This window comes from Streptomyces sp. NPDC051214 (assembly GCF_040682375.1).
Classification (GTDB): domain Bacteria; phylum Actinomycetota; class Actinomycetes; order Streptomycetales; family Streptomycetaceae; genus Streptomyces.
On the sequence record NZ_JBFBAT010000029.1, the window covers coordinates 15,715 to 33,762 of the forward strand.

An 18,048-nucleotide genomic window follows, 5' to 3' on the forward strand; every position below is an offset into this window, starting at 1 on the left:
GGTCACTGTTCCACGTTGCGTGCCAGAATTCCGAGGGTCGCGCGGAGGCCTGCCTCGGGGATGACCGGGAAGATGTTCGCTTCCCGGTAGCGTTCCTCGATCTCGCTCCAGTCGTAGTACGAGGTCACCAGGGTGCCGCCCTCGCGGGCCTCGAGGCGGTAGCCGTACAGGTGGCGGATGGGCGGCTGTATCTGGCCGGAGATGGTCCATTCGATCAGAGCGGCCTGCTCGTACCGCGTGATGATCACCGTGACGTCGTACTTGCCCAAGGGGTAGTCGTTCAACGCCTCGCGGTCCATGTGGACGACGAACTCGTCACCGGCGCCGCGGACGGGCTTTCCCTCGGCGGACTGCAGCATCCCCGAACTGTCGATCGCCACGTGTCCGGCGGGCTCACACAGCAGCGCGAAGATCTTCTCCGGGGAGGCGGCCACCTGACGCTGCACTTCGAATCGCTCTGTCGTCATGCGGGTCACCCTCGCACGATCATGCGACCTGGGACCAGTAGAAGCCGATGAGCCCGGATTCAGCGGGCGACTGACTCGACGTCCCCCATGGCGATCACCGGCTTCATGCCGGGGTCGAGCCATTTCAGAAGCTCGGTCATCTCCTTGCGCGGCAGTGCCACGCAGGCCTGGGTCGGCCCGCCGTGGTCCATGTGGATGAAGATGCCTCCACCGCGTTCGGCCCCCAGGGGTCGTACGAGGTCCCTGGGCGGGGAGCCGGGCTGACGGTTGTAGTTGATGGCCACCACGTGGTCGAAGGCCCCTCTGAGTGACTGGCCCAGGAAGCCGACGCCGTCCTCGTCGTACACGGGGGACTGGTCGTAGGGCAGCTTGGAACCCGGGTCGGGCAGGAGCCCGCCGGCGTCACTGAGCCCGAACACCCCTACCGGGGTGCTTCGGTCGCTCGCCGTGTGGTGCTCGGTCCAGCCGCGTTGGCCGTTGCGGGCCGGCCACGGCTCGAAGACCCTGCGCCATCCGCCCCGTGCGTCGCGTTCGAACAGGTGAACCGTCGCGTAGCTGGAGTCGGGTGCGTCCCCTGACACGAGGACCACCTGCCTGGCGCCCCGACGGTCCACGGCCTTTTGCATGTCCGGCCCGAGCTGAGGGATCGCCGTGGTGCGGCCCGGCGGCGGGATTTTGCCGTAGGCGTTGTGCGGCGGCGCATGATGGCCCGACCGGCCGTCGGCCGGAGCTCTTTCGTCGCTGCATCCGCTGAGAGAAACCGTGCAGATGAGCAAAGGGAGAATCAGTCGGGGCAGCGTGGTTTTGAGCACCCTCGCATTATCAGCCAATTCCATTATTTCGCCCGGAAGCTCGAGGCGTGTCGGACTCGACATCACACAACTGATGGCCGGTCATACCCCTGCCAGGCTCTGCCCCCTTGCTACGGTGCCGCGCGTGACCAACTCCTATGACGCTCTCGCGCCGCACTACGACCTCATCATGACTTCGGGGTATTACGACTACGAGGCCTACGCGAGGGAATTGCGGGGGCTCATCGGCGACCGGAGGGACGTCCTGGAACTCGGCGTAGGAACAGGGCTGGTGTGTGATCAGTTGCTCGCGACGGGGTCCGTCGGCATGCGGCTCACCGGAATTGACCACACCGAAAGCATGCTCACCCAGGCTCGGAACAGACTCGGGGACCGAGTGACGCTCGTGGAGATGGACATTCTCCGCGCCGTTCCCGAATCGCAATTCGACGTCGCCTACTCCGTCGGCGGCATCTGGTACTGCCTTCGTGACGGCGACGAAATCAACCTGGGCAGCCACCTGGTGGAGAAGAGCGACAACATCAAGGGACTAGAGAATCTCGCAACTGTGCTCCGTCCGGGGGGACTTCTGATTCTGGCGGTTCAGGACGCGCATCACGCCTTGCGGCGGACGTTGCCCGGAGGGCTCGTCTACGCCCAAGAGTCCCGGGCCGAAGGAGGAGGCCGTTTCATCAAGGACTACTACGTGATGCGCGAGACCACCGTGGTGGCGCATCAGCGCTCGGGTTACCGCGTATTCGGTGCCGCCGACGCCGACCGGCTCATGGAGCGGTGCGGTTTCCGTCGTCAGCCTGGCGGCGAGGGGCGGTCCTGTCAGTACGTGCAGTACGTGCGGGTGTAGGGCATCGGCAGGTCAGACCCGGGGAAGGGAAGGGTCGGGCTTCCAGGGTGACGGCGCGGTGATGGACCACCGTTCGTGGTCGCGCCAGGCCCCGTCGATATAGAGATAAGCGGGGGAGAGGCCCTCGTAACGAAAGCCCAGACGCTGGACCACGGCCAAGGACGCCCGGTTGCCCGGTTGAATGTTGGCCTCGAGGCGGTGCAGGCGCAGGTCGTCGAAGGCGTGCCGCAGGGCGACGGTGAGACCCTCGGTCATGTAACCCCGCCCCGCGGACGGGGCGAAGGCCGCGTAGCCGAGCGATGCGCCCTGGTAGCGGCCCCGGATGATCGAGTTGATGTTCACCATCCCGGCCACCTCGCCGGTCTCCTGAACACGGATCAGAAAGCCTTGGGTGGTGCCGTCACTGAAGCGGTGCATCCAGTCCTGGAACTCCGCCGCGGTCGTGGGAAGTTGCATCCACGGTGAATGGAGCTCGGCGCTGGCCCGCACGAGCGTGCAGAACTCATCCTGGTCGGCGAGGGTAAGCGGGCGCAGTTCGACGCGTGACGGGTTGTGAGGCATGGGCCGATGCTAGGACTTCTTCTGGAGGAGTGGATCACCCTGGTGATCCACTTTTCCGTAAAGGCTGCTCAGTCGAAACGTTGCGTGCGCGGCGCGAAGGTGTTCTCGGGTCCGGCGGCACGGCCGACGGACCACACCGTCGACGTCCCCGGCACCGGTGCGAGCTGCAGCGTCCGGGAGTCACCCTCCCCGGCCACCGCCGGTTCGCTGTGCCCGGTGAAGGACTGGCCGTCCCAGGACAGGAAATCCGGCCCGGACACCAGGGGCGGGTAGCTGCCGGGCGGACCGTACTTCTGCGAGTTGGCCACCGAGACCCAGCCCAGCTTGCCGTTCGCGGCGGGAGCGAACGAACTGATCGAACCGAAATCGGTGGGCACGGTCACCCGGCTCCACGCGTTCCCGTCCCAGCGCATCAGCAGGGGCGGGATCGGCTTGCCCACCGGACCACCGACGAACCCGGCCGTGCCACCCGCCCACACCTCGGTCGGAGAGACCGCGAACACACTGCCCACGGCCGACCTCGGGAACCCGTCCACGATCGTCTGCTGCCACTCCTGCCCGTTCCAATGCGAGACCGCCGCACCCGAGTTGGTGGCGCCCGCGGCCCAGATGTCGTCGTCCGCCACCACGTGCATGCCATAGACGGCTCCCGGCGGCACCGGCATGTCCTGCCAGCCGCTCCCGTCCCGCCGCAGCAAGACCTGCGCGCCGTCCCGCGATCCGATCAGCCAGGTCTCACCGCCGCCGCTGACGACCTTGGTCAGCAGGACACCACGGGGCGGCCGGCTCTCGCGCCAGGTGCTGCCGTCGTAGCGCAGCAGGCGGGCGCCGCCCGCCGAGTCGCGGCCGACCGCCCAGATCGCGGTCGCGGAGGTCGCGGCGATGGACAGCAGGTCTCCCTGCCAGCTGACCTTGGGCAGACTCTGGCGCTGCCACGCGGTTCCGTCCCAACGCAGCATCAGCGGGAAGCCCGGTGCCTCGCGGCCGACGGCGTCGGAGCCCACGGCCCACGCCCGGTCAGGACCGAACGCCACGGCCTCGTTCAGCCCGGCCTGCGGGCGTACCTGTGCCGGGACCGGCACGTGTCGCCAGGCACCGGGCTCCGCCGCGGCCGAGCTCATGACGGTGATGACGGTCATCGCGACGGCGAGAACCGCGACGAGAAGTCGGCGCACCATGGTCAGCCTCCCAGCCGCTCGCTCATCAGGTTTGGTTTCGAGCCGTAGATCTCGACGGTCCCGAAGGACAGCAGCGAGGACCCGGCCCTCGTCAGTGCACGCGGTTTCACGTCGATCGCGTTCGTGCGCTCAGGGCCGTAGGAGAAGGTGGTGCGGGAGCCGTCGATCCGTGCGTACTTCGACTGGAACGCGCGGTCGCTGCGCACCGGCAGCCACAACGCGCCGTCCGGGCCGCGCACCATGGCCTCGGTGTAGGTGTCGCCCAGGGGCGGGTAGGTGGTGCGCCAGGTGTGGCCGTTCCAGGTCATGAGGTAGGTGCGTGGCGCGCCGTCGACGTACTGGCTGCCGCCGATCGTGACGCGGCCGGCCGGTTCGAGCAGCATCGTGTGGATGTTGCTGTTCGGCGGCAGCGGCACCTTCGCGTCGCGCCAGGCCGTGCCGTCCCAGCGCAGGACGGTGCTCCCGTTCGTGGTGTCCGCCCAGGCCCAGGCGTCGGTGGCCGAGCGCGCGGTGATCCCCATGACGTACAGCACGCCGTCGGGGGTGGACTGTGTGGTCCAGCCGGAGCCGTCGTGGTGCAGGACCTTCAGCCCGGTCTCGTCCTCACCGACCACCCAGGCGGCACCGGGCACGGCGGCGAAGTCCTGGTAGGTCCACAAGGTCTGCGGCAGCGGGAGTGTGCTCCACCCTCCCGAGCCGCCCGATCCTCCGGCCGAGCGGCGCAGGATCTCGCCCGCTCCGTCGCGGTTGTGCAAGATCCACGTTTCCTTGCCGACGAACTGCACCTTGCCGAGCCAGCCCGACGCCTCGGCGCCGGGGAAGCTGCTGTCCCGGCTCCAGGCCGCGCCGTCCCACCGGTACAGCATCGGCCGCACCCAGTCGGTGGTGTGCTCGTACCCCGTCGCCCAGACATCGCCCGGCCCACGGGCGGCAAGATCGGACACGGTCACGGGCCGTGTGGCCGCGGGCACGGGCAGCGCCGACCAGCTCGGCGTCACGTTCGGGGTGTCGGCTTGGGCGGTCGGCACAGCCGCGGCCGGCGAGACGACGGCGACGGGCGACACCACCGCGGCACAGGCGATCACAAGGCAGATGATGACCGCACGGTGACCACGAAGATCACGGCGACCACGGAGACCGTTCATGAGACCCCCCAGAACGCGAAGGTCGCTCACCTTATTGGCATGCACCCGTCCGTGAATAGACGGGTGCATGCCAATTCGGGGGTCCCTTGCGGGAGGTCCCGACAGCCCTGAGCCCCGGCACGCGCGGCGTGCCGGGGCTCAGGGCGATCGAGACCGGGATCCCCTAGTAGGGGCCGTTCACGTTGTCGATCGAGCCGTACCGGTCGGCCGCGTAGTTGCAGGCGGCGGTGATGTTGGCGACCGGGTCATAGCTGTCCAGCGAGGTGCCGGCCACGTGGTAGGCGTCGAAGGTCGGGGCGATGACCTGCAGGAGCCCCTTGGACGGGGTGCCCGCGGCGGCGTTGACGTCCCAGTTGTTGATGGCCAGCGGGTTGCCGGAGGACTCGCGCATCACGTTGCGGTGGATGCCCTCGTACGTGCCGGGGATGCCGTGCTGGGCCATGACGTCGAGCGACTCCTTGATCCAGCCGTCGAGGTTGTTGGCGTACGTCTTCTTCGCCGGGGCGACGGCGGGCTTGGCGGCGTTCGTGCGCTGGGAACGGTCCGCCCGCTCGTCGGAGGCCCTGGAGGCGGCCTTCTCTCCGATGGTGATCTTGAGGCCGGGGTGGATCAGCTTCGGGTCCCCGCCCAGAACGCTGCGGTTGTCCTCGTACAGCTTCTTCCAGCCGCCGCTGACCGAGTGCTCGCGGGCGATCTTCGCCAGCGAGTCGCCCGCTGCGACGACGTAGGTCTTGGGGGCGGCGGCGGGCTTGGCGGCCGCCGCGGGCTGCGCCGCGCTGGCGGCGGTCGCGCCGATCACCGGGAGGACGAGCACGGCGCCGCCCGTGCCTGCCGCGGCGATGCCCCGGCTGAGCGAGCTGGACTTGGGGCGGCGGTGCTTACCCTTTGCAGGCATGACGAATTCCTCTCCGTCGCCTACGAGGTGAGCTGTCGGGTTCGGACGGGAGATGTCCGGTCGCACGAATGCGACTTCACCCCGAGCCGTTCCGGAATCCGGATCGGCGGCTTACCTGGGTCCCCCGCTCCTGCCGTGCGTAAGTGAGTGAGTACGGGAAGGGTTTCCGGACAGCGGCAGGATTCGGCGTTCCATCCGGATTGACGGTGACGTTAGGCGAGAAAGCCCGGACAGAACAAGGCGGGAATTCACTCGGGGAATGCGCGAGGGCCATTCTCGGAGTCCGCGGCCCGTGCCCCCCATTGATCAAATGGCCTCAACTTTGTTTGCGGGAAACGAAAATGCGCTGGGCGGATCTTGGGGCCTCGATCTGCGGGTGTGACTCATTCCACTGCGGCGCGATGCCAAGTGGGTGCAGACGTGGCCTTATTCGCAAAAGCGGACATAATGCGATCCCTATTTTTCATGTCAAAACGGGCATCGTTTCTGGTGGGACCCGGTGGTGACGCCTCAAGGTGAGCCTGATATGGGCTCTCAGTTCGTGGGTATAAAGCGGGGCGGGGGCGGGATATTGGGCAGCAATTCCCACAACGGCCGTGCTCCTGCCGCCCAGTTGGCGAGCAGGGTGCGGTCGACCAGGTGCATGTGCAGCTGCCGGGCCAAAGGAGCGCACCGCTGGGAGAAGCGTCCGTTGGTCACCACCAAGACGATGTCCGCGCCGTGCAGCTGCCGGGCTGTTCCGTTGACGCGCTGCAGGTCGGGTGTGCCGACCGGCGAACCCTGCGCTCCGTTCCTGCGGTGCTTGCACTGGACGACCCACTTGCGGCCCATCGGATCGGTGGCGAGCACGTCCGCCCCGTTGTCACCCGTACCGCCCGTCTGCCGGGCGTCCGTGCAGCCGTCGCGGCGCATCAAGTCGCGTACCGCGTATTCGAAATCGCGGTGATGTAAGGCGTCCAATTGCGCTATCGCATAACGCAGTTGCTGTCGCCGTACGTCCGCCCACAAGGCCCGTTGGCGTCGCTGGTGCAAGAGGCCAAGACTCGCCACCACGGCTGCGACGGTGAGCGCGATCAGCAACCACAAATGCGCGAGCAGCCAGTTGACCAATGAGGCGACCAGTATGAGCGCCACGGCAGCACCGGCAAGAAGCGCCACGAGTCGCGCTTGTTGCCGCTGCTGCCTTTTGGTGGGACGTCGTCGACGCCGCCGCGCAGGCGCCTGCCGCGTCACTGCCGACCGCCGTGCTGTGAGAAGAGCCTGACCATTGGCATGAGCGCCCCCCTTTGTCGGCGGACTTTTCGCCCGTCCTTCCATGCTGGCAGTCGCCACTGACAAGCGGAGTCCGTCAGACAGAGCTGAGCGGATGGGCCGCCGTCGCCGAACGCGGGGGCCAGGCGCGTGGGGCGAGGATGCCCAGGACGTACGCCCGCGCGACCAGGGCGGGGCGGGTGGTGGCGTCCAGGAGTTGTCGCAGGCGGCTCAGGTGGTAGTCGACCGTCTGCCGGGACAGTCGCAGCGAGGCGGCGATGTCACTGTTGCTGCTGCCCTCCGCCAGGAGGGAGAGGATGCGGATCTGCGCGGCGGTGAGCGAGGGATGGGCCTCGTGGGCCAGGCTCTGATGCGTGACGACGGCCCAGACGTGCCGGGCGCGGGCAGCGGAGTGGCCGACCGTCGTCAGGTGCAGCTGCGCACGGCGTTGCCGCCCCCGGGCATCGACGAGCACGGCGGACGTCTCCACCCGTCTGGTGCGGCGGGCTATCAGACCGTTCCACCTGCGGTGCAGCCCATCGAGGTCGGAGGCGGGGGCGGGGGCGAGCAGCGTGTGCGCGCGGCGGCCCACCAGGTCGGGCAGGGCGAGGTGGAACAGATCGGCGGCCGCCGAACTCGCTTCGATCACCCGCCCGTTGGCCGAGAGCAGCGCGCAGGGCAGGCCGCTGTGGTCGCGCAGCGCCTGCAGGTTCTCCTCCGCCTCCTGGCGCTGGACCAGGGCGCGGAGGTGGTCGGTGATGTCCACATAGATTCCGGCTATGCAGGTCTGCGTGTCCTCCCGTACGGGGAAGCGGTGGCCGGCTGCCCGGCCGACGCTGCCGTCCGGCCGGCGATAGCCCAGGGTGTGGCGTACCGGGGTGCCCCGGGTGAGGATCTCCTGGTCCAGGGCGCGAAACTGGGCGGCCTCGGCAGGCGCGTCGAAGTCTTCGATGCACCTGCCGGTGAGCTCTCCCGGGGTGGTGCCGTAGAGGTGCGCGTAGGCGTGGTTGGCCCACAGGTAGCGTCCCGCGCGGTCCCGGATGAAGGCGGCGGCCGGGGCCAGGTCGACGAGGTCGGCGAAGGCGGCGTAACGGTGCGGGGCGTGCGCGTCGACCTCCACCGCGAGACCCCGCGTGCGGCTGTGGGCGCGGGTCCCGTCCAGCGGCCAGCTCACGTCGAAGGTGCGACCGTCGAACTGCGCCTGCCAGCTGACCTCCTCCGGTGGATGCCCCGGGCCCGAGAGTTCCTCGTGCATGCGCTCCAGGAAGCGCTGCGCCGTCCCGGTGTCGGCGAAGGCGCCGCCTCCCCTCTCCAGGACCTGCCACGGCTGGTCCACCTCCCACCAGAACGCGGGCAGGTGTTCAAGCAGTGCCTTGAGATTGGAGTCGTTCACAGCGGATTCTCCGTCCGTATTCAACTGGTTGACGCACAGTCACCAAGCGATGGGTTTCCCGTGTCGATCTCGCGCATGCTCGGTTCTCGGCCGAATCGGCCGGAGCGGCCGGCCGCCTGAACCCGCGTGCGCGTGCGGCACTCAGGCATTTGCCTGAACGGCTGACGTCTCTGGTGGCGCTGCGCGCGTCTGTCGCCTGGTCCCCTTGAGTGTGCGGGTGAACACGCCCCGCAACGTACGCCCCGGTGACCCCGCATGTTCTACGCGCGTCACCGATCCGTACGACGCCATGCCCCAACCGGACGAATGGAGAGGGAACTTCAGTGAGCAAGGTGCTGTTAGTGCATGCCAAGGGCGGTCCGCCGCTCGGCCACGTCCTCACACGGACGGCCGCCAGGGCGGAAGTGCACCTGCTGGCGCTCAGCGCACTTCCTCCCGCCGTGGCGGACACGGCCGAGCAGGTGTGCGCCTCCGTCGTGACACCCGCCGACGCGCACCGCGCCGACCTGGTGTCCCTGATCGTCTCGCGGGCCGAAGCCGTGGGCGCGGCCGCGGTGCTCACCTTCTCCGAGTACGCCGTCGTGGCCGTCGCCGAGGCCTGCCAGGTGCTTGGTCTGGCGGGGGCGGGCAGCGCCGCCGCGCTGGCACGCGACAAGCGGCTGATGCGTCGCACCTGGCGCGAACACGGGCTGCCGCAACCGGAGTTCCGCCCGGTGGCCACCGAGTCGGACCTGCACGAAGCGGCCCGCGAGCTGCCCTTCCCGCTCCTCCTCAAGGCGGCCTGGAGCGCGGGATCCACCGCGCACCAGATCATCCGCACCCCGCACGAGGCATCCGCCGCGTGGCACCGATCACGCGAAGTCATGGCCGAATCCGCCCAGTTGGGATACGCGGAACTCCATGTGGCCGAGGCCGACGCGGACTTCGTCGTCGAGCAGATCGTGAGCGGCACCGCATCGGACTGGTTCGACGAGCCCGGCTGGGGCGACTACGTCAGCGTCGAGGGCGTGGTGGCGCACGGCGTCTTCCACCCGGTCTGCCTCAGCGGCCGGATGCCCACCGTCGAGCCGTTCACCGAGCGCGCGGGCATCACGCCCGCCCTGCTGTCCCAGGACGCCCAGGACCGGATCGTGGCCCTCGCCCGAGCGTCCGTCGACGCGCTCGGACTGCGTGACTGCGGTACCCACACCGAGATCAAGCTCGGTGCGGACGGCCGCATGTGGCTGATCGAGACGGCCGCCCGGTTCGGCGGCGCGATGACGGTGCCGCAGATCGAGGAGGTCTTCGGGCTCGACCTCGTGGGCATGCTCGTCGACCACCTCATCGGCCGCCCGGTCGCATGGCCCCGGCACGCGCTCACGCCCGCGCAGGCGAACGGCGCGGCGGGCTCCCTCGTCGTCCTCGCGGTCGACTCCCAGGGCGAGGCCTGGCAGGACCGCAAGGTCTGGGACTTCTCCGCCGTCGCGGCGGACGTGCCACTGAGCCACGGCAGCGATCTTTCGGTGGTCGCGGAGAGCTCCCTCACCGACGGCACCCTGGTGCCGGTCTACGACCCGGCCGCGGGCGCCAACACCATGGCCGCCCTGTGCCTGCTGTCCGCCACCGACCCGAGCACCGTCCTGCGGGACTTCGAGACCCTGGTCGACGCACTGCCCCGGGTCCTGCCCGCCGCGCAGCCCGAGGAGATCGTCCGATGACCACCCAGCTGTTGCCCGGCCCCGCCGAACCGTCCACGGACCGCACGGTCATCGGTGAGAACCTCTCCCTGCCCCTCTTCCGTACGCTCTCGGGCGTCCTGGCCGGTCACCCGTACCTCAAGGTCGTCGTCGACCGCGCCGAGAACACCTGGCACCTGCTCGACACGAACGCGCACCCCTTCCACGTCAACTACATCGCCACCCGCGTCCTGGGCATGGAACTCCACACTCTGGACGCTGAGTTGGACGCCTTCAACGCCTCCGTCTACATGGACCCCGACCGCCGTTTCCTGCTCGGCGTGCTGTCCCTGCACACCGAGCAGGAAGCGGAAGGACGCGAACGCACGTTCCTCGTCCTGGAGACGACCGAGGCCGACACCATGCACGGCGAACTACTCGCCCATTTCTACGACTTCGTGCGCGAACGCGTCGACGGCAGGCTCCCGGTACTCCTCAAGCCCGCCAACCACGGGCAGGAGGAGGAGCTCGCGGCGATCAGTGAACTGCGCGTGCCCCGCATCCTCAGCCATGAGCTCTTCGGCTCCCGCACCCGCACCGCGCTGAACCCCGGCGAGGCCACCGGGCGACTGCGGTACTTCCGTACGCACGAGGAGTACACGGCGGCGGAGGCCGGTCTCGGCTGGGCGGACATCGTGGCCATGCCCTGCCTTCCGGACGACGTGCCCCGGGTGGCGGGGTTCCTCAACACCGCGCCGATCACGCCGCTCTCGCACACCAACGTCCTCGCCTCCGGGTGGGGCATACCCAACGCGATCGTGCGCGACCTGCAAGAACTCGTCGACAGGGACCAGCTGGACGGCGCGTGGGTCTGCTACCACGTACGCGAGGACGAGATCCTCCTGGAGCGCCTTGACCACGAGCCGGCCCTGCGCGCCCCGGCCTGGCACCAGCAGCGCATACGCCTCCAGCCGCCCCTGCTCGAAGACGCCCCCGTGCTTGCCCTGCACCGTCTCCGCAGCGCGGACCGCGACCGGTACGGGACCAAAGCGGCCAACCTCGGCGAACTGCACCACGTACTCGACAGCCGTACGGCCGACCTGATCGCCTTCTACGGCCGGCCCCGCCCGCCGCGCGAAAGTCTCTACGCGCACCTCGGGGCGCGGCTCGGCCTCAGCACACCCTCCACGGCCGAACTGCACGCCGCAGCCGCCGACTTCGTGGCCACCACCGTCGACGCCCCCGAAGGAGTCGCGCTTCCCTTCGCGCTCCAGCAGCACTTCCTGGCCTCATCGCCCGCCCTCCAACAAGGCATCGGCAAACTCAAGATGGCGCTCGAACTCGACGCCACCGACGTCCTGGACTCGCTCTGCCTGCAACTCCAGCACCTGATCCGCAACACGCCCGTCCCCGAGACGGTCACCAGGCAGATCGACCAGGCATTCCCCGCCACCGCGGCCACACGCCGACGCCTGGTGGTGCGCTCCTCGTCCAACGCCGAGGACCTGCCGGGCTTCTCCGCGGCAGGCGTCTACGACTCCGTCACCACCGTCCACTCCACCGACGAACTCCTGGACGCCGTACGCCAGGTGTGGGCCTCGCTGGTGTCACCCCGCAGCGTGCGACTGCGCCACGAGGTCGGCATCTCCCTGGACGACACCTACATGGGCGTGATCATCCAGGAGTACGAGCCCGCCTCCCTCGGCGGCGTCCTGGTGACCTGCAACCCGACCCGCCGCGAGGACTTCCGCAACGTCTACCTCAACTGCTCGCCCGGCTCGCCGGAGCAGGTCGTCGACGGCTCGGTCCTGCCGCAGCAGTACCTCTACAACACGGTGGAGGGCGGCGGCCGCACCGTCGCCCTGGGCTCCTGGGGCGACCCCCTGCCCGCGGCCACCCGCGCCCGGCTCGCCGGCCTGTCGCTGACCGGACGGCTGTTGCAGTCCCACTTCAGCGGCTCCCATCTCGGCGGCTCCGACGTGGACAAGCCGCTGGACATCGAGTGGCTGATGACCGAGCGGGGCGATTTCCGCCTGGTCCAGATCCGCCCGTACGCGCTGTGAAGGCGCCCACCCACCGGGCGGGAGCCACCGGCCTGACGGACACCGCACGCCGCATCATCCGCCTCAACTACGGCTTCCAGCTGCTGTTCAACCTGCTGTGGTGGATGCCCGTCTTCTACGCCTACCAGAAGGCCGCCGGGCTGACGGACGCCCAGATCTTCGGCATCCAGAGCATCTACTACGTGGCCTTCTGCCTCTTCGAGATCCCGACCGGCCTGATCGCCGACCGGATCGGCACCCGCAACTGCCTGCGGGCCGGCGCGGTGGTCATGACGGCGGCCAACCTGGCTCCGGTCCTCAGCGCCTCGTACACCGGCTTCCTCGTCCACTTCCTCGCCATCGCCGCGGGCCGCTCGCTCACCTCGGGTGCGGCAAGCGCCTATCTGTACGACGGGCTGCGCGCCGAAGGCGGCGACGAGCACTACCTGAAGGCGGAGGGCACCGCGCGGGCCCTGGGCCTGGCGGCCAAGGTCGGATGCTGGCCGTTGGTCGGACCCCTGATGTCCGTCGCCCACGCGGCTCCGTACGTGCTCAGTGCCGCCAGCGCGGCGGGCTCCCTCGCCTGCGCGATCGCCCTGCCCCGGCTCGCGGGAGCGAACGAGCGGACAGACAAGGCGGCGGCCTCCGGCGGAGGCCGCCGGGGCGGGGCCTTCCTGCGGGACGCGGGCTCGGCGCTGCGCTGCGTCGCCTCTTCGCGGTGGCTGGCCATGGTGATGGTGCAGGGCGTGGCGGTGTTCACGCTCTCCCGCATCTGCCAGGTCAATCTCTTCCAGCCGATCCTGCTCGACCACGGCATCGCCGAGGCCTCGCACGGGGGAGTGCTGGCCGCGATGACGGTCGCCGAGGCGGTGGCCTCGGCCCGCCCCCAGTGGCTGAGCCGACGCCTCACCCCGGTCGCCTGGGTCTCGATCCTCAGCCTCGTGCTCGCGGGCACCCTGGCGGCCATGACCCTCGGCGGGCCGTGGGCGGTGGTCGCGCTGCTCTGCCTGTTCGCCGCCGCGACCGGCTTCGCGTACCCGGTGCAGCGCAAGCTGGTGAACGACGCGGTGCCCGCGCACGCCCCGCGCGCCACACTGCTGTCGGTCGAGAGCATCGTGGACCGCGCGGTGTGCGCCCTGGCCGCGGTCGCCGCGGGGGCCTATCTCTCGGCCGGGCACTTGGACGCCCTGCTGTGGCACAGCGCGTTGGCGACGGCCGTGTTGCTCGGAGCCTTCCAACTCCTGTTGCGCAGCGGGGTGGTGAAGCGTTCCGCGGCTTCGGACACGGCGGACGCGAACGAGCATGGCCCATCCGCCCGCGCTGCCCCCGGCGTATCCGGAGGCGGACGCCGCGGGCGGCGGGCCGACGAGTAGCACCAGCCTGCGGGGGACGTGCGATCAGCGGGGCCGGTGGCCGAGGAGTTCGATCAGCCCGACGGGAAAGTACGCGGGTCGGTGCGGACGGCCGACCTGGTACGGCACGAAGCCGAGCGAGGCGGCGACATCGATCTCCTCGGCCGTCTCGGCCTGATAGACGACCCGGCAGTGGCCCGCGGAGGCCTTCGCGCGCTGCCAGAGCACGGGAGCCGGCTTGCGTTCCGCCTCCGTGCGGGGGGTCAGGACGCGATCGCCGAAGTCCTCCCAGGCGAAGGGCGCGGAGCCCCGCCAGGTGGCGTCGACCTCCTTCTTCAGCCGGGCGGCACGCTCGGCGTCGGTCGCGCCCCAGGAGGGCGGAACGTTGGTGATCAGACCGATCTTGATGTGACGTGCGCGCAGGGCACGCAGATAGGAGGCCGCCCCGGCCTGGTAACTGGTGGCGCCGTCGTCGGCGGTGTGCACGAGGGTCTCGCCCAAGTCGAAGTACACGACGGGGCAAGCGCGTTGCGTTTCCGCACGGGCGGCGGCGGAGGAGGCCGTCGCCGTGCCGCCGCTCGCGTCCCCGGGCACGGCCGCGCCCGCCGTCGCGCACAGCACGGTCGACGTCAGCGCCGCGCAGAGCGCGATGCTCGCCCGCAGGGAGCGCTGTAAGGCGGATCTGTTCATGGTGTCGTCGACGCCCTTCTTCTGGCACACCCCGAGGATGTGCATCTGTCCAGTACATGACACGTCGACGCGGCTGGTAGTGCCCCAGCAGCGCCGAAGTGACCGGCGGCTCGCACGTCGATTCGCCTCACGTCGATTCGCCGATCTATCGCGCTCTACCCCCGAACCCCGCGCGCCACTCGGGACCCGCCTGCCGCAACATGATCAGGCCACGGCCGTCGAGGCGGACGTGCTTCAATGCGGCTCTGCTGCGGGCCAGTTCGCCTGTCCGGCCCGCGCTCGTGACGGAGGATGACCCACGATGAAGCTTCCCGCGCCCTTGCACGTGTTCAACGAAGGGCTGGCGTTCCTTCTGGAAGTCGTCGCCCTGGTCGTGCTCGCCTGGTGGGGCTGGCAGAGCGTGGACCCCCTTGCTCTGCGGCTCCTCCTCGCGGTCGCCGCACCTGCGGCGGCCGCCACCCTGTGGGGCCTGTTCGCCGCGCCGAAGGCCCGGATAGCGGTGCCGCTGGCGGGCGTTCTGGCGGTGAAGACGCTGGTGTTCGGAGCCGCGGCCGTCGCTTGGTACGCCATGGGCCGGCACACGTGGGCCACCGCCTTCGCCGTCGTGGTAGCCGTCAACACCACCTTTGCCACGCTGGACCGCCGGGCGGCGATGCATCAGCGGACCTGACGTCCGGTTGTGGCACATGGCGCGGCCTCCGGTCGCCGGCTGAGTACCGCTACTCATGTGCCGGCTGTCGCCTCGTTCGTATCGTCAGTCCCTGAAGAAAGCGGCTCTGAACGGACCTCGGGTTGCGCAGGTCCTCCTCGGGTCGCTTGGGATTCGTCAACGGGGAGCTGCACATGCACACGAGACTGCCGGCCAGGTCACTCGTCCGTCTCGCTCTCGTCGCCGCCGTGGTGGGCGCCGGCCTGACGACGGCGGGAAGCGGGATCGCCGCCGCGGCGGAGACACCGAGGGCAGCAACTATGTCCGCCACGGGCGGCGTCACCACGCAGGCAGTGGTCAACCTCGGCCTCGACCGCAGGCAGGCCAGGGCCGTCCAGGAGTGGCTGGCCGCACACCACGGCTACAGGGGCTCCATCGACGGCTACCTGGGCACCGGAAGCTGGCAGGCGTTTCAGCGCCATCTCAGGGCGCACGGCTACAACGGGGCGATCGACGGAGTCGTCGGAAGCGGCACGGTCAAGGCCTTGCAGCGCAAGCTCAGCCATGACAGCTGGGACTACAACGGCGCCATCGACGGGATCGCGGGAGTCGGGACCAAGGCGGCCTTCGAGCGCTTTGCCCAAGGTCTCCTGTGCGAGCCCTGCACCACCCGGTGACGCAACTGGCCCCGCACGAGGCGGCCGGGCACGGCGGTTTTCTAGTGCTGTGACCGCATAGGTTCGCCGGGTTGCGTCAGACTGCGGTTTGAGGGGGCATCCGCTCAGCGACTGCCTTTCTCGCTTTGGATGCGGGCGCGGTCCTCGCGCTGGGCGGCGAGTACATCAGGCGTCGGCGGAGACATCTGAGCTCTGGATGTCCTGAGCTGAGAGTGGCGGCTCGTCCCCGACGGCACCGCGTGGTCGATGACCGAGTTACTGCTCCAAGCGGCGAACCTGGAATGTCAGTCCCTCTGGGCTGCTCAACCGCACAACACGATGACCGGTCTCTTCGGACCAGGTGACCAGGTCTTGGCCGTGGTCGTGTGCGCGGGCGACGACGCTGTCCAGATCACCGACGTCGACCGCAAGTTCCCACTGCGGGGTGGATGCGCTGGGTCCGAGTGTGGCGATGAAATCGGCGCAGATCAGAGGGGTGCCAGTCGTCTCCTCGTAGAAGTGCCGGGCTTTGTCAGGCTGATCGCAGGCCAGGATCATGCGGTGGGGGACACCCGCCAAGTGGGGCGGGAACCTCCATCCGGTGAAGTGGTATGGCTGCCACAGTGAGAAGGCGGCGCCAACCGGATCGATCAATGTCGCTATGCGGCCCTGATCGCCCGCGTCGAAGGGAGGCACGACAAGGCGAGCGCCATTCGCCGTCGCCGCTTCGGCACGGCGATCGACGTTGTCGACTGCCAAGTAGTAGGCGATGTGGGCGGGTGTTCCCGGTGGGTAGAGCGGGTTCGTCAAGTCACTCACACCGCCGACCAGGTGGCCATCGATGGCTATCTTGGTGGCCTTGCGCCAGTCCTCCTCGTCCACCGCGAAGCGCCAGCCCAGTGTCTTCGAGAAGTAGGTGGCCGTGCCGGCTAAGTCGCGGGTCTTGAGGTCCATCCAGCAGAATTCGTTCAATGAACCCAGACGGGTCGTCATCCTGTGCTCCTTGTCGTCTCGATGCTGGATATCGGGTGCCCAGCCGACTCCGCAAGAGATTTTCAGCTGCTGCGCATGCAGAAGAGCCGGCGAGGAGCCCGTTTCTGCCGCACTGGTGTGAGCCTTCGCGGGCGGGCCGGCCTTCGCCGGATGGATCAGGCTGCGGGATTAAGAGGGCGTCCGCCCCAGCGCATGCCCTTCTCGCTTCGGATGCGGGCGCGTTCCTTGCGCTGGGCGGCGAGCACATCGGGGTGGCGGGCGTTGGCGTTGCGCCAGCGCAGGTAGCGGTGCAGAACCTGGGTCTGCGCGGGGTGGCTGCGGTGGTGGGAGTTGGCGAGGGTGAATTGCCGTAGAGGCCCGAAGTGCACCTCGATCGGATTGGCCCAGGAGGCGTTGGTCGGGGTGAAGTACAGCTCGACCTTGTTCTTCCGTGCCCACAGACGGATCTTGCTGCCCTTGTGTGCGGAGAGGTTGTCCATGATTACGTAGATCGGGGCACCGTCCGGGCGTGCTGCCCGGATCGACTTCAGTGCGGCCAGGGACTGGGCGGTGCCCTTGTGGCGGCGGTTGACGCCCCACAAGGTGTCGTCGCCGACTGAGTAGCAGCCGTGGAAGTAGGTGACTCCGTGGGTACGGTGATAGGTCGCCGGGATCCGGCCGGGGCGGCCCTGCTTGGCCCAACAGGAGCCCCCGGTGGGGCGGATGCCTAACGGTCCGAACTCGTCGAAGGCGAAGACCCTGTCGGGGAAGTGGTCCAGGACGTGCTCGATCCGGTCGTTTGGCGTCGCGGTCCGGGTCGGTGGATTCCTTCCAGGTCTTGGTTCGCTGGAAGGTGATCCCTCGGCGGGCGAGCAGGCAGCGCAGGGCCTCGCGGCCGATGCGGATCGCCTGGCCGTGGACGCGTCGCAGGTAGGCGCAGAGTTTGCGGATCGACCAGCGGGTGAAGGGCTGACCGAGCTTGGTCGGGCGGGTGGTGGTCGTCGCCACGACAAAGTCCTCGTCATCAGGGCCGAGTTGGCGGGGACGGCCTCCCGCCCACTTAGGGTCCACGCAGGCCAGGCCGATCTCGTTGAACCGGTGGCTCACGTCTCGGACTGCGTCCTCGTCGGCCTGCACCAGCTGGGCGATCGCGGGCACCCGGTTGCCGCCGGCTGAGGCCAGCAGCATCATTGCGCGCCGGTAGCGCACCGTACTGGTACTGCCCCGGCGCACGATCTGCTGCAGCCGCTGCCCCTCCTGATCGGTCAGCCTCCGCACACGAAACGGGCTCGGCCACCGCACCTCCACCTGCTGGATTGGATGTCGCCTAGCATCCAACCGGTCCAGCGGTCCTGGCCGCGAGCAGCAACCCGGCGAACCAATCCGGTCACAGCACTAGTAGGACTCCGTTAGGTCTTCCCGTTTGCGCTGATCAAGAGCATGTTGAGGAGCGTGGACGTACATGAAGTGGAGCGTATGCGGGCGGCGT

16 protein-coding genes, 1 pseudogene and 1 riboswitch are annotated in these 18,048 nt (G+C 69.0%); of the genes and pseudogenes, 6 read left to right on the forward strand and 11 right to left on the reverse strand.

Annotated features, from left to right (window positions below; translation table 11 throughout):
• Nucleotides 1-2: 2 nt before the first annotated feature.
• Together AB0M70_RS41935 and AB0M70_RS41940 are read right to left on the reverse strand one after the other, a co-directional pair.
• Nucleotides 3-467: a polyketide cyclase gene (locus tag AB0M70_RS41935; RefSeq protein WP_365829109.1), complete on the reverse strand. Its 465-nt coding sequence runs from the start codon at nucleotides 465-467 to the stop codon at nucleotides 3-5.
• Between the two features lie 59 nt (nucleotides 468-526).
• Nucleotides 527-1,048: a L,D-transpeptidase family protein gene (locus AB0M70_RS41940; protein ID WP_365829111.1), complete on the reverse strand. Its 522-nt coding sequence runs from the start codon at nucleotides 1,046-1,048 to the stop codon at nucleotides 527-529.
• A gap of 355 nt (nucleotides 1,049-1,403) precedes the next feature.
• On the opposite strand from AB0M70_RS41940, the gene AB0M70_RS41945 reads away from it, so the two are divergent.
• Nucleotides 1,404-2,120, forward strand: coding sequence for a class I SAM-dependent methyltransferase (locus tag AB0M70_RS41945; protein WP_365829113.1), 717 nt, complete (start codon nucleotides 1,404-1,406; stop codon nucleotides 2,118-2,120).
• Between the two features lie 12 nt (nucleotides 2,121-2,132).
• On the opposite strand, the gene AB0M70_RS41950 is transcribed toward AB0M70_RS41945, so the two are convergent.
• The 6 genes from AB0M70_RS41950 to AB0M70_RS41975 form a co-directional block, all read right to left on the reverse strand.
• A complete protein-coding gene (locus AB0M70_RS41950) occupies nucleotides 2,133-2,681 on the reverse strand; it encodes a GNAT family N-acetyltransferase (RefSeq protein ID WP_365829115.1) in 549 nt (182 codons plus the stop codon).
• Nucleotides 2,682-2,749: 68 nt separating this feature from the next.
• Nucleotides 2,750-3,859: a hypothetical protein gene (locus tag AB0M70_RS41955; protein WP_365829118.1), complete on the reverse strand. Its 1,110-nt coding sequence runs from the start codon at nucleotides 3,857-3,859 to the stop codon at nucleotides 2,750-2,752.
• Nucleotides 3,860-3,861: 2 nt separating this feature from the next.
• Nucleotides 3,862-5,004 (reverse strand): hypothetical protein, encoded by a 1,143-nt coding sequence (locus tag AB0M70_RS41960; RefSeq protein WP_365829120.1) that lies wholly within the window; start codon nucleotides 5,002-5,004, stop codon nucleotides 3,862-3,864.
• 163 nt (nucleotides 5,005-5,167) lie between these two features.
• Nucleotides 5,168-5,899: a LysM peptidoglycan-binding domain-containing protein gene (locus tag AB0M70_RS41965; RefSeq protein WP_365829122.1), complete on the reverse strand. Its 732-nt coding sequence runs from the start codon at nucleotides 5,897-5,899 to the stop codon at nucleotides 5,168-5,170.
• A gap of 4 nt (nucleotides 5,900-5,903) precedes the next feature.
• A riboswitch (cyclic di-AMP (ydaO/yuaA leader) is annotated at nucleotides 5,904-6,055 on the reverse strand.
• 378 nt (nucleotides 6,056-6,433) lie between these two features.
• Nucleotides 6,434-7,033 (reverse strand): restriction endonuclease, encoded by a 600-nt coding sequence (locus AB0M70_RS41970; RefSeq protein ID WP_365829124.1) that lies wholly within the window; start codon nucleotides 7,031-7,033, stop codon nucleotides 6,434-6,436.
• Between the two features lie 214 nt (nucleotides 7,034-7,247).
• A complete protein-coding gene (locus AB0M70_RS41975) occupies nucleotides 7,248-8,543 on the reverse strand; it encodes a PAS domain S-box protein (RefSeq protein WP_365829126.1) in 1,296 nt (431 codons plus the stop codon).
• Between the two features lie 323 nt (nucleotides 8,544-8,866).
• Between AB0M70_RS41975 and AB0M70_RS41980 the strand changes: the two genes are divergently transcribed.
• Genes AB0M70_RS41980 through AB0M70_RS41990 form a run of 3 tightly spaced genes read left to right on the forward strand, consistent with a single transcriptional unit; the run spans nucleotide 8,867 to nucleotide 13,613 of the window.
• Complete coding sequence (locus AB0M70_RS41980) at nucleotides 8,867-10,240, forward strand: ATP-grasp domain-containing protein (RefSeq protein WP_365829128.1); 1,374 nt, start codon at nucleotides 8,867-8,869, stop codon at nucleotides 10,238-10,240.
• On the forward strand, nucleotides 10,237-12,261 hold the full coding sequence (locus tag AB0M70_RS41985) for a PEP/pyruvate-binding domain-containing protein (RefSeq protein ID WP_365829130.1): 2,025 nt from the start codon (nucleotides 10,237-10,239) through the stop codon (nucleotides 12,259-12,261). Before AB0M70_RS41980 ends, AB0M70_RS41985 begins: the two co-directional genes overlap by 4 nt.
• Complete coding sequence (locus AB0M70_RS41990) at nucleotides 12,258-13,613, forward strand: MFS transporter (protein WP_365829133.1); 1,356 nt, start codon at nucleotides 12,258-12,260, stop codon at nucleotides 13,611-13,613. Before AB0M70_RS41985 ends, AB0M70_RS41990 begins: the two co-directional genes overlap by 4 nt.
• A gap of 24 nt (nucleotides 13,614-13,637) precedes the next feature.
• Here AB0M70_RS41990 and AB0M70_RS41995 read toward each other — a convergent pair whose 3' ends face one another.
• The gene (locus AB0M70_RS41995; RefSeq protein WP_365829135.1) at nucleotides 13,638-14,327 is read right to left on the reverse strand and encodes a hypothetical protein; all 690 of its coding nucleotides are present in this window, start codon (nucleotides 14,325-14,327) and stop codon (nucleotides 13,638-13,640) included.
• 256 nt (nucleotides 14,328-14,583) lie between these two features.
• Here AB0M70_RS41995 and AB0M70_RS42000 point away from each other — a divergent pair, with 256 nt between their 5' ends.
• Both AB0M70_RS42000 and AB0M70_RS42005 read left to right on the forward strand, forming a co-directional pair.
• Nucleotides 14,584-14,952: a YrdB family protein gene (locus tag AB0M70_RS42000; protein WP_365829137.1), complete on the forward strand. Its 369-nt coding sequence runs from the start codon at nucleotides 14,584-14,586 to the stop codon at nucleotides 14,950-14,952.
• A 173-nt stretch (nucleotides 14,953-15,125) separates the two neighbouring features.
• On the forward strand, nucleotides 15,126-15,608 hold the full coding sequence (locus AB0M70_RS42005; RefSeq protein ID WP_365829139.1) for a peptidoglycan-binding protein: 483 nt from the start codon (nucleotides 15,126-15,128) through the stop codon (nucleotides 15,606-15,608).
• A gap of 255 nt (nucleotides 15,609-15,863) precedes the next feature.
• Here the strand turns inward: AB0M70_RS42005 and AB0M70_RS42010 are convergent, their stop codons facing one another.
• Entirely contained in the window at nucleotides 15,864-16,580 is a 717-nt protein-coding gene (locus AB0M70_RS42010) for a VOC family protein (RefSeq protein ID WP_365829141.1), read from the reverse strand.
• A gap of 155 nt (nucleotides 16,581-16,735) precedes the next feature.
• Nucleotides 16,736-17,750, reverse strand: a pseudogene (locus AB0M70_RS42015) (IS630 family transposase).
• Between the last annotated feature and the right edge of the window lie 298 nt (nucleotides 17,751-18,048).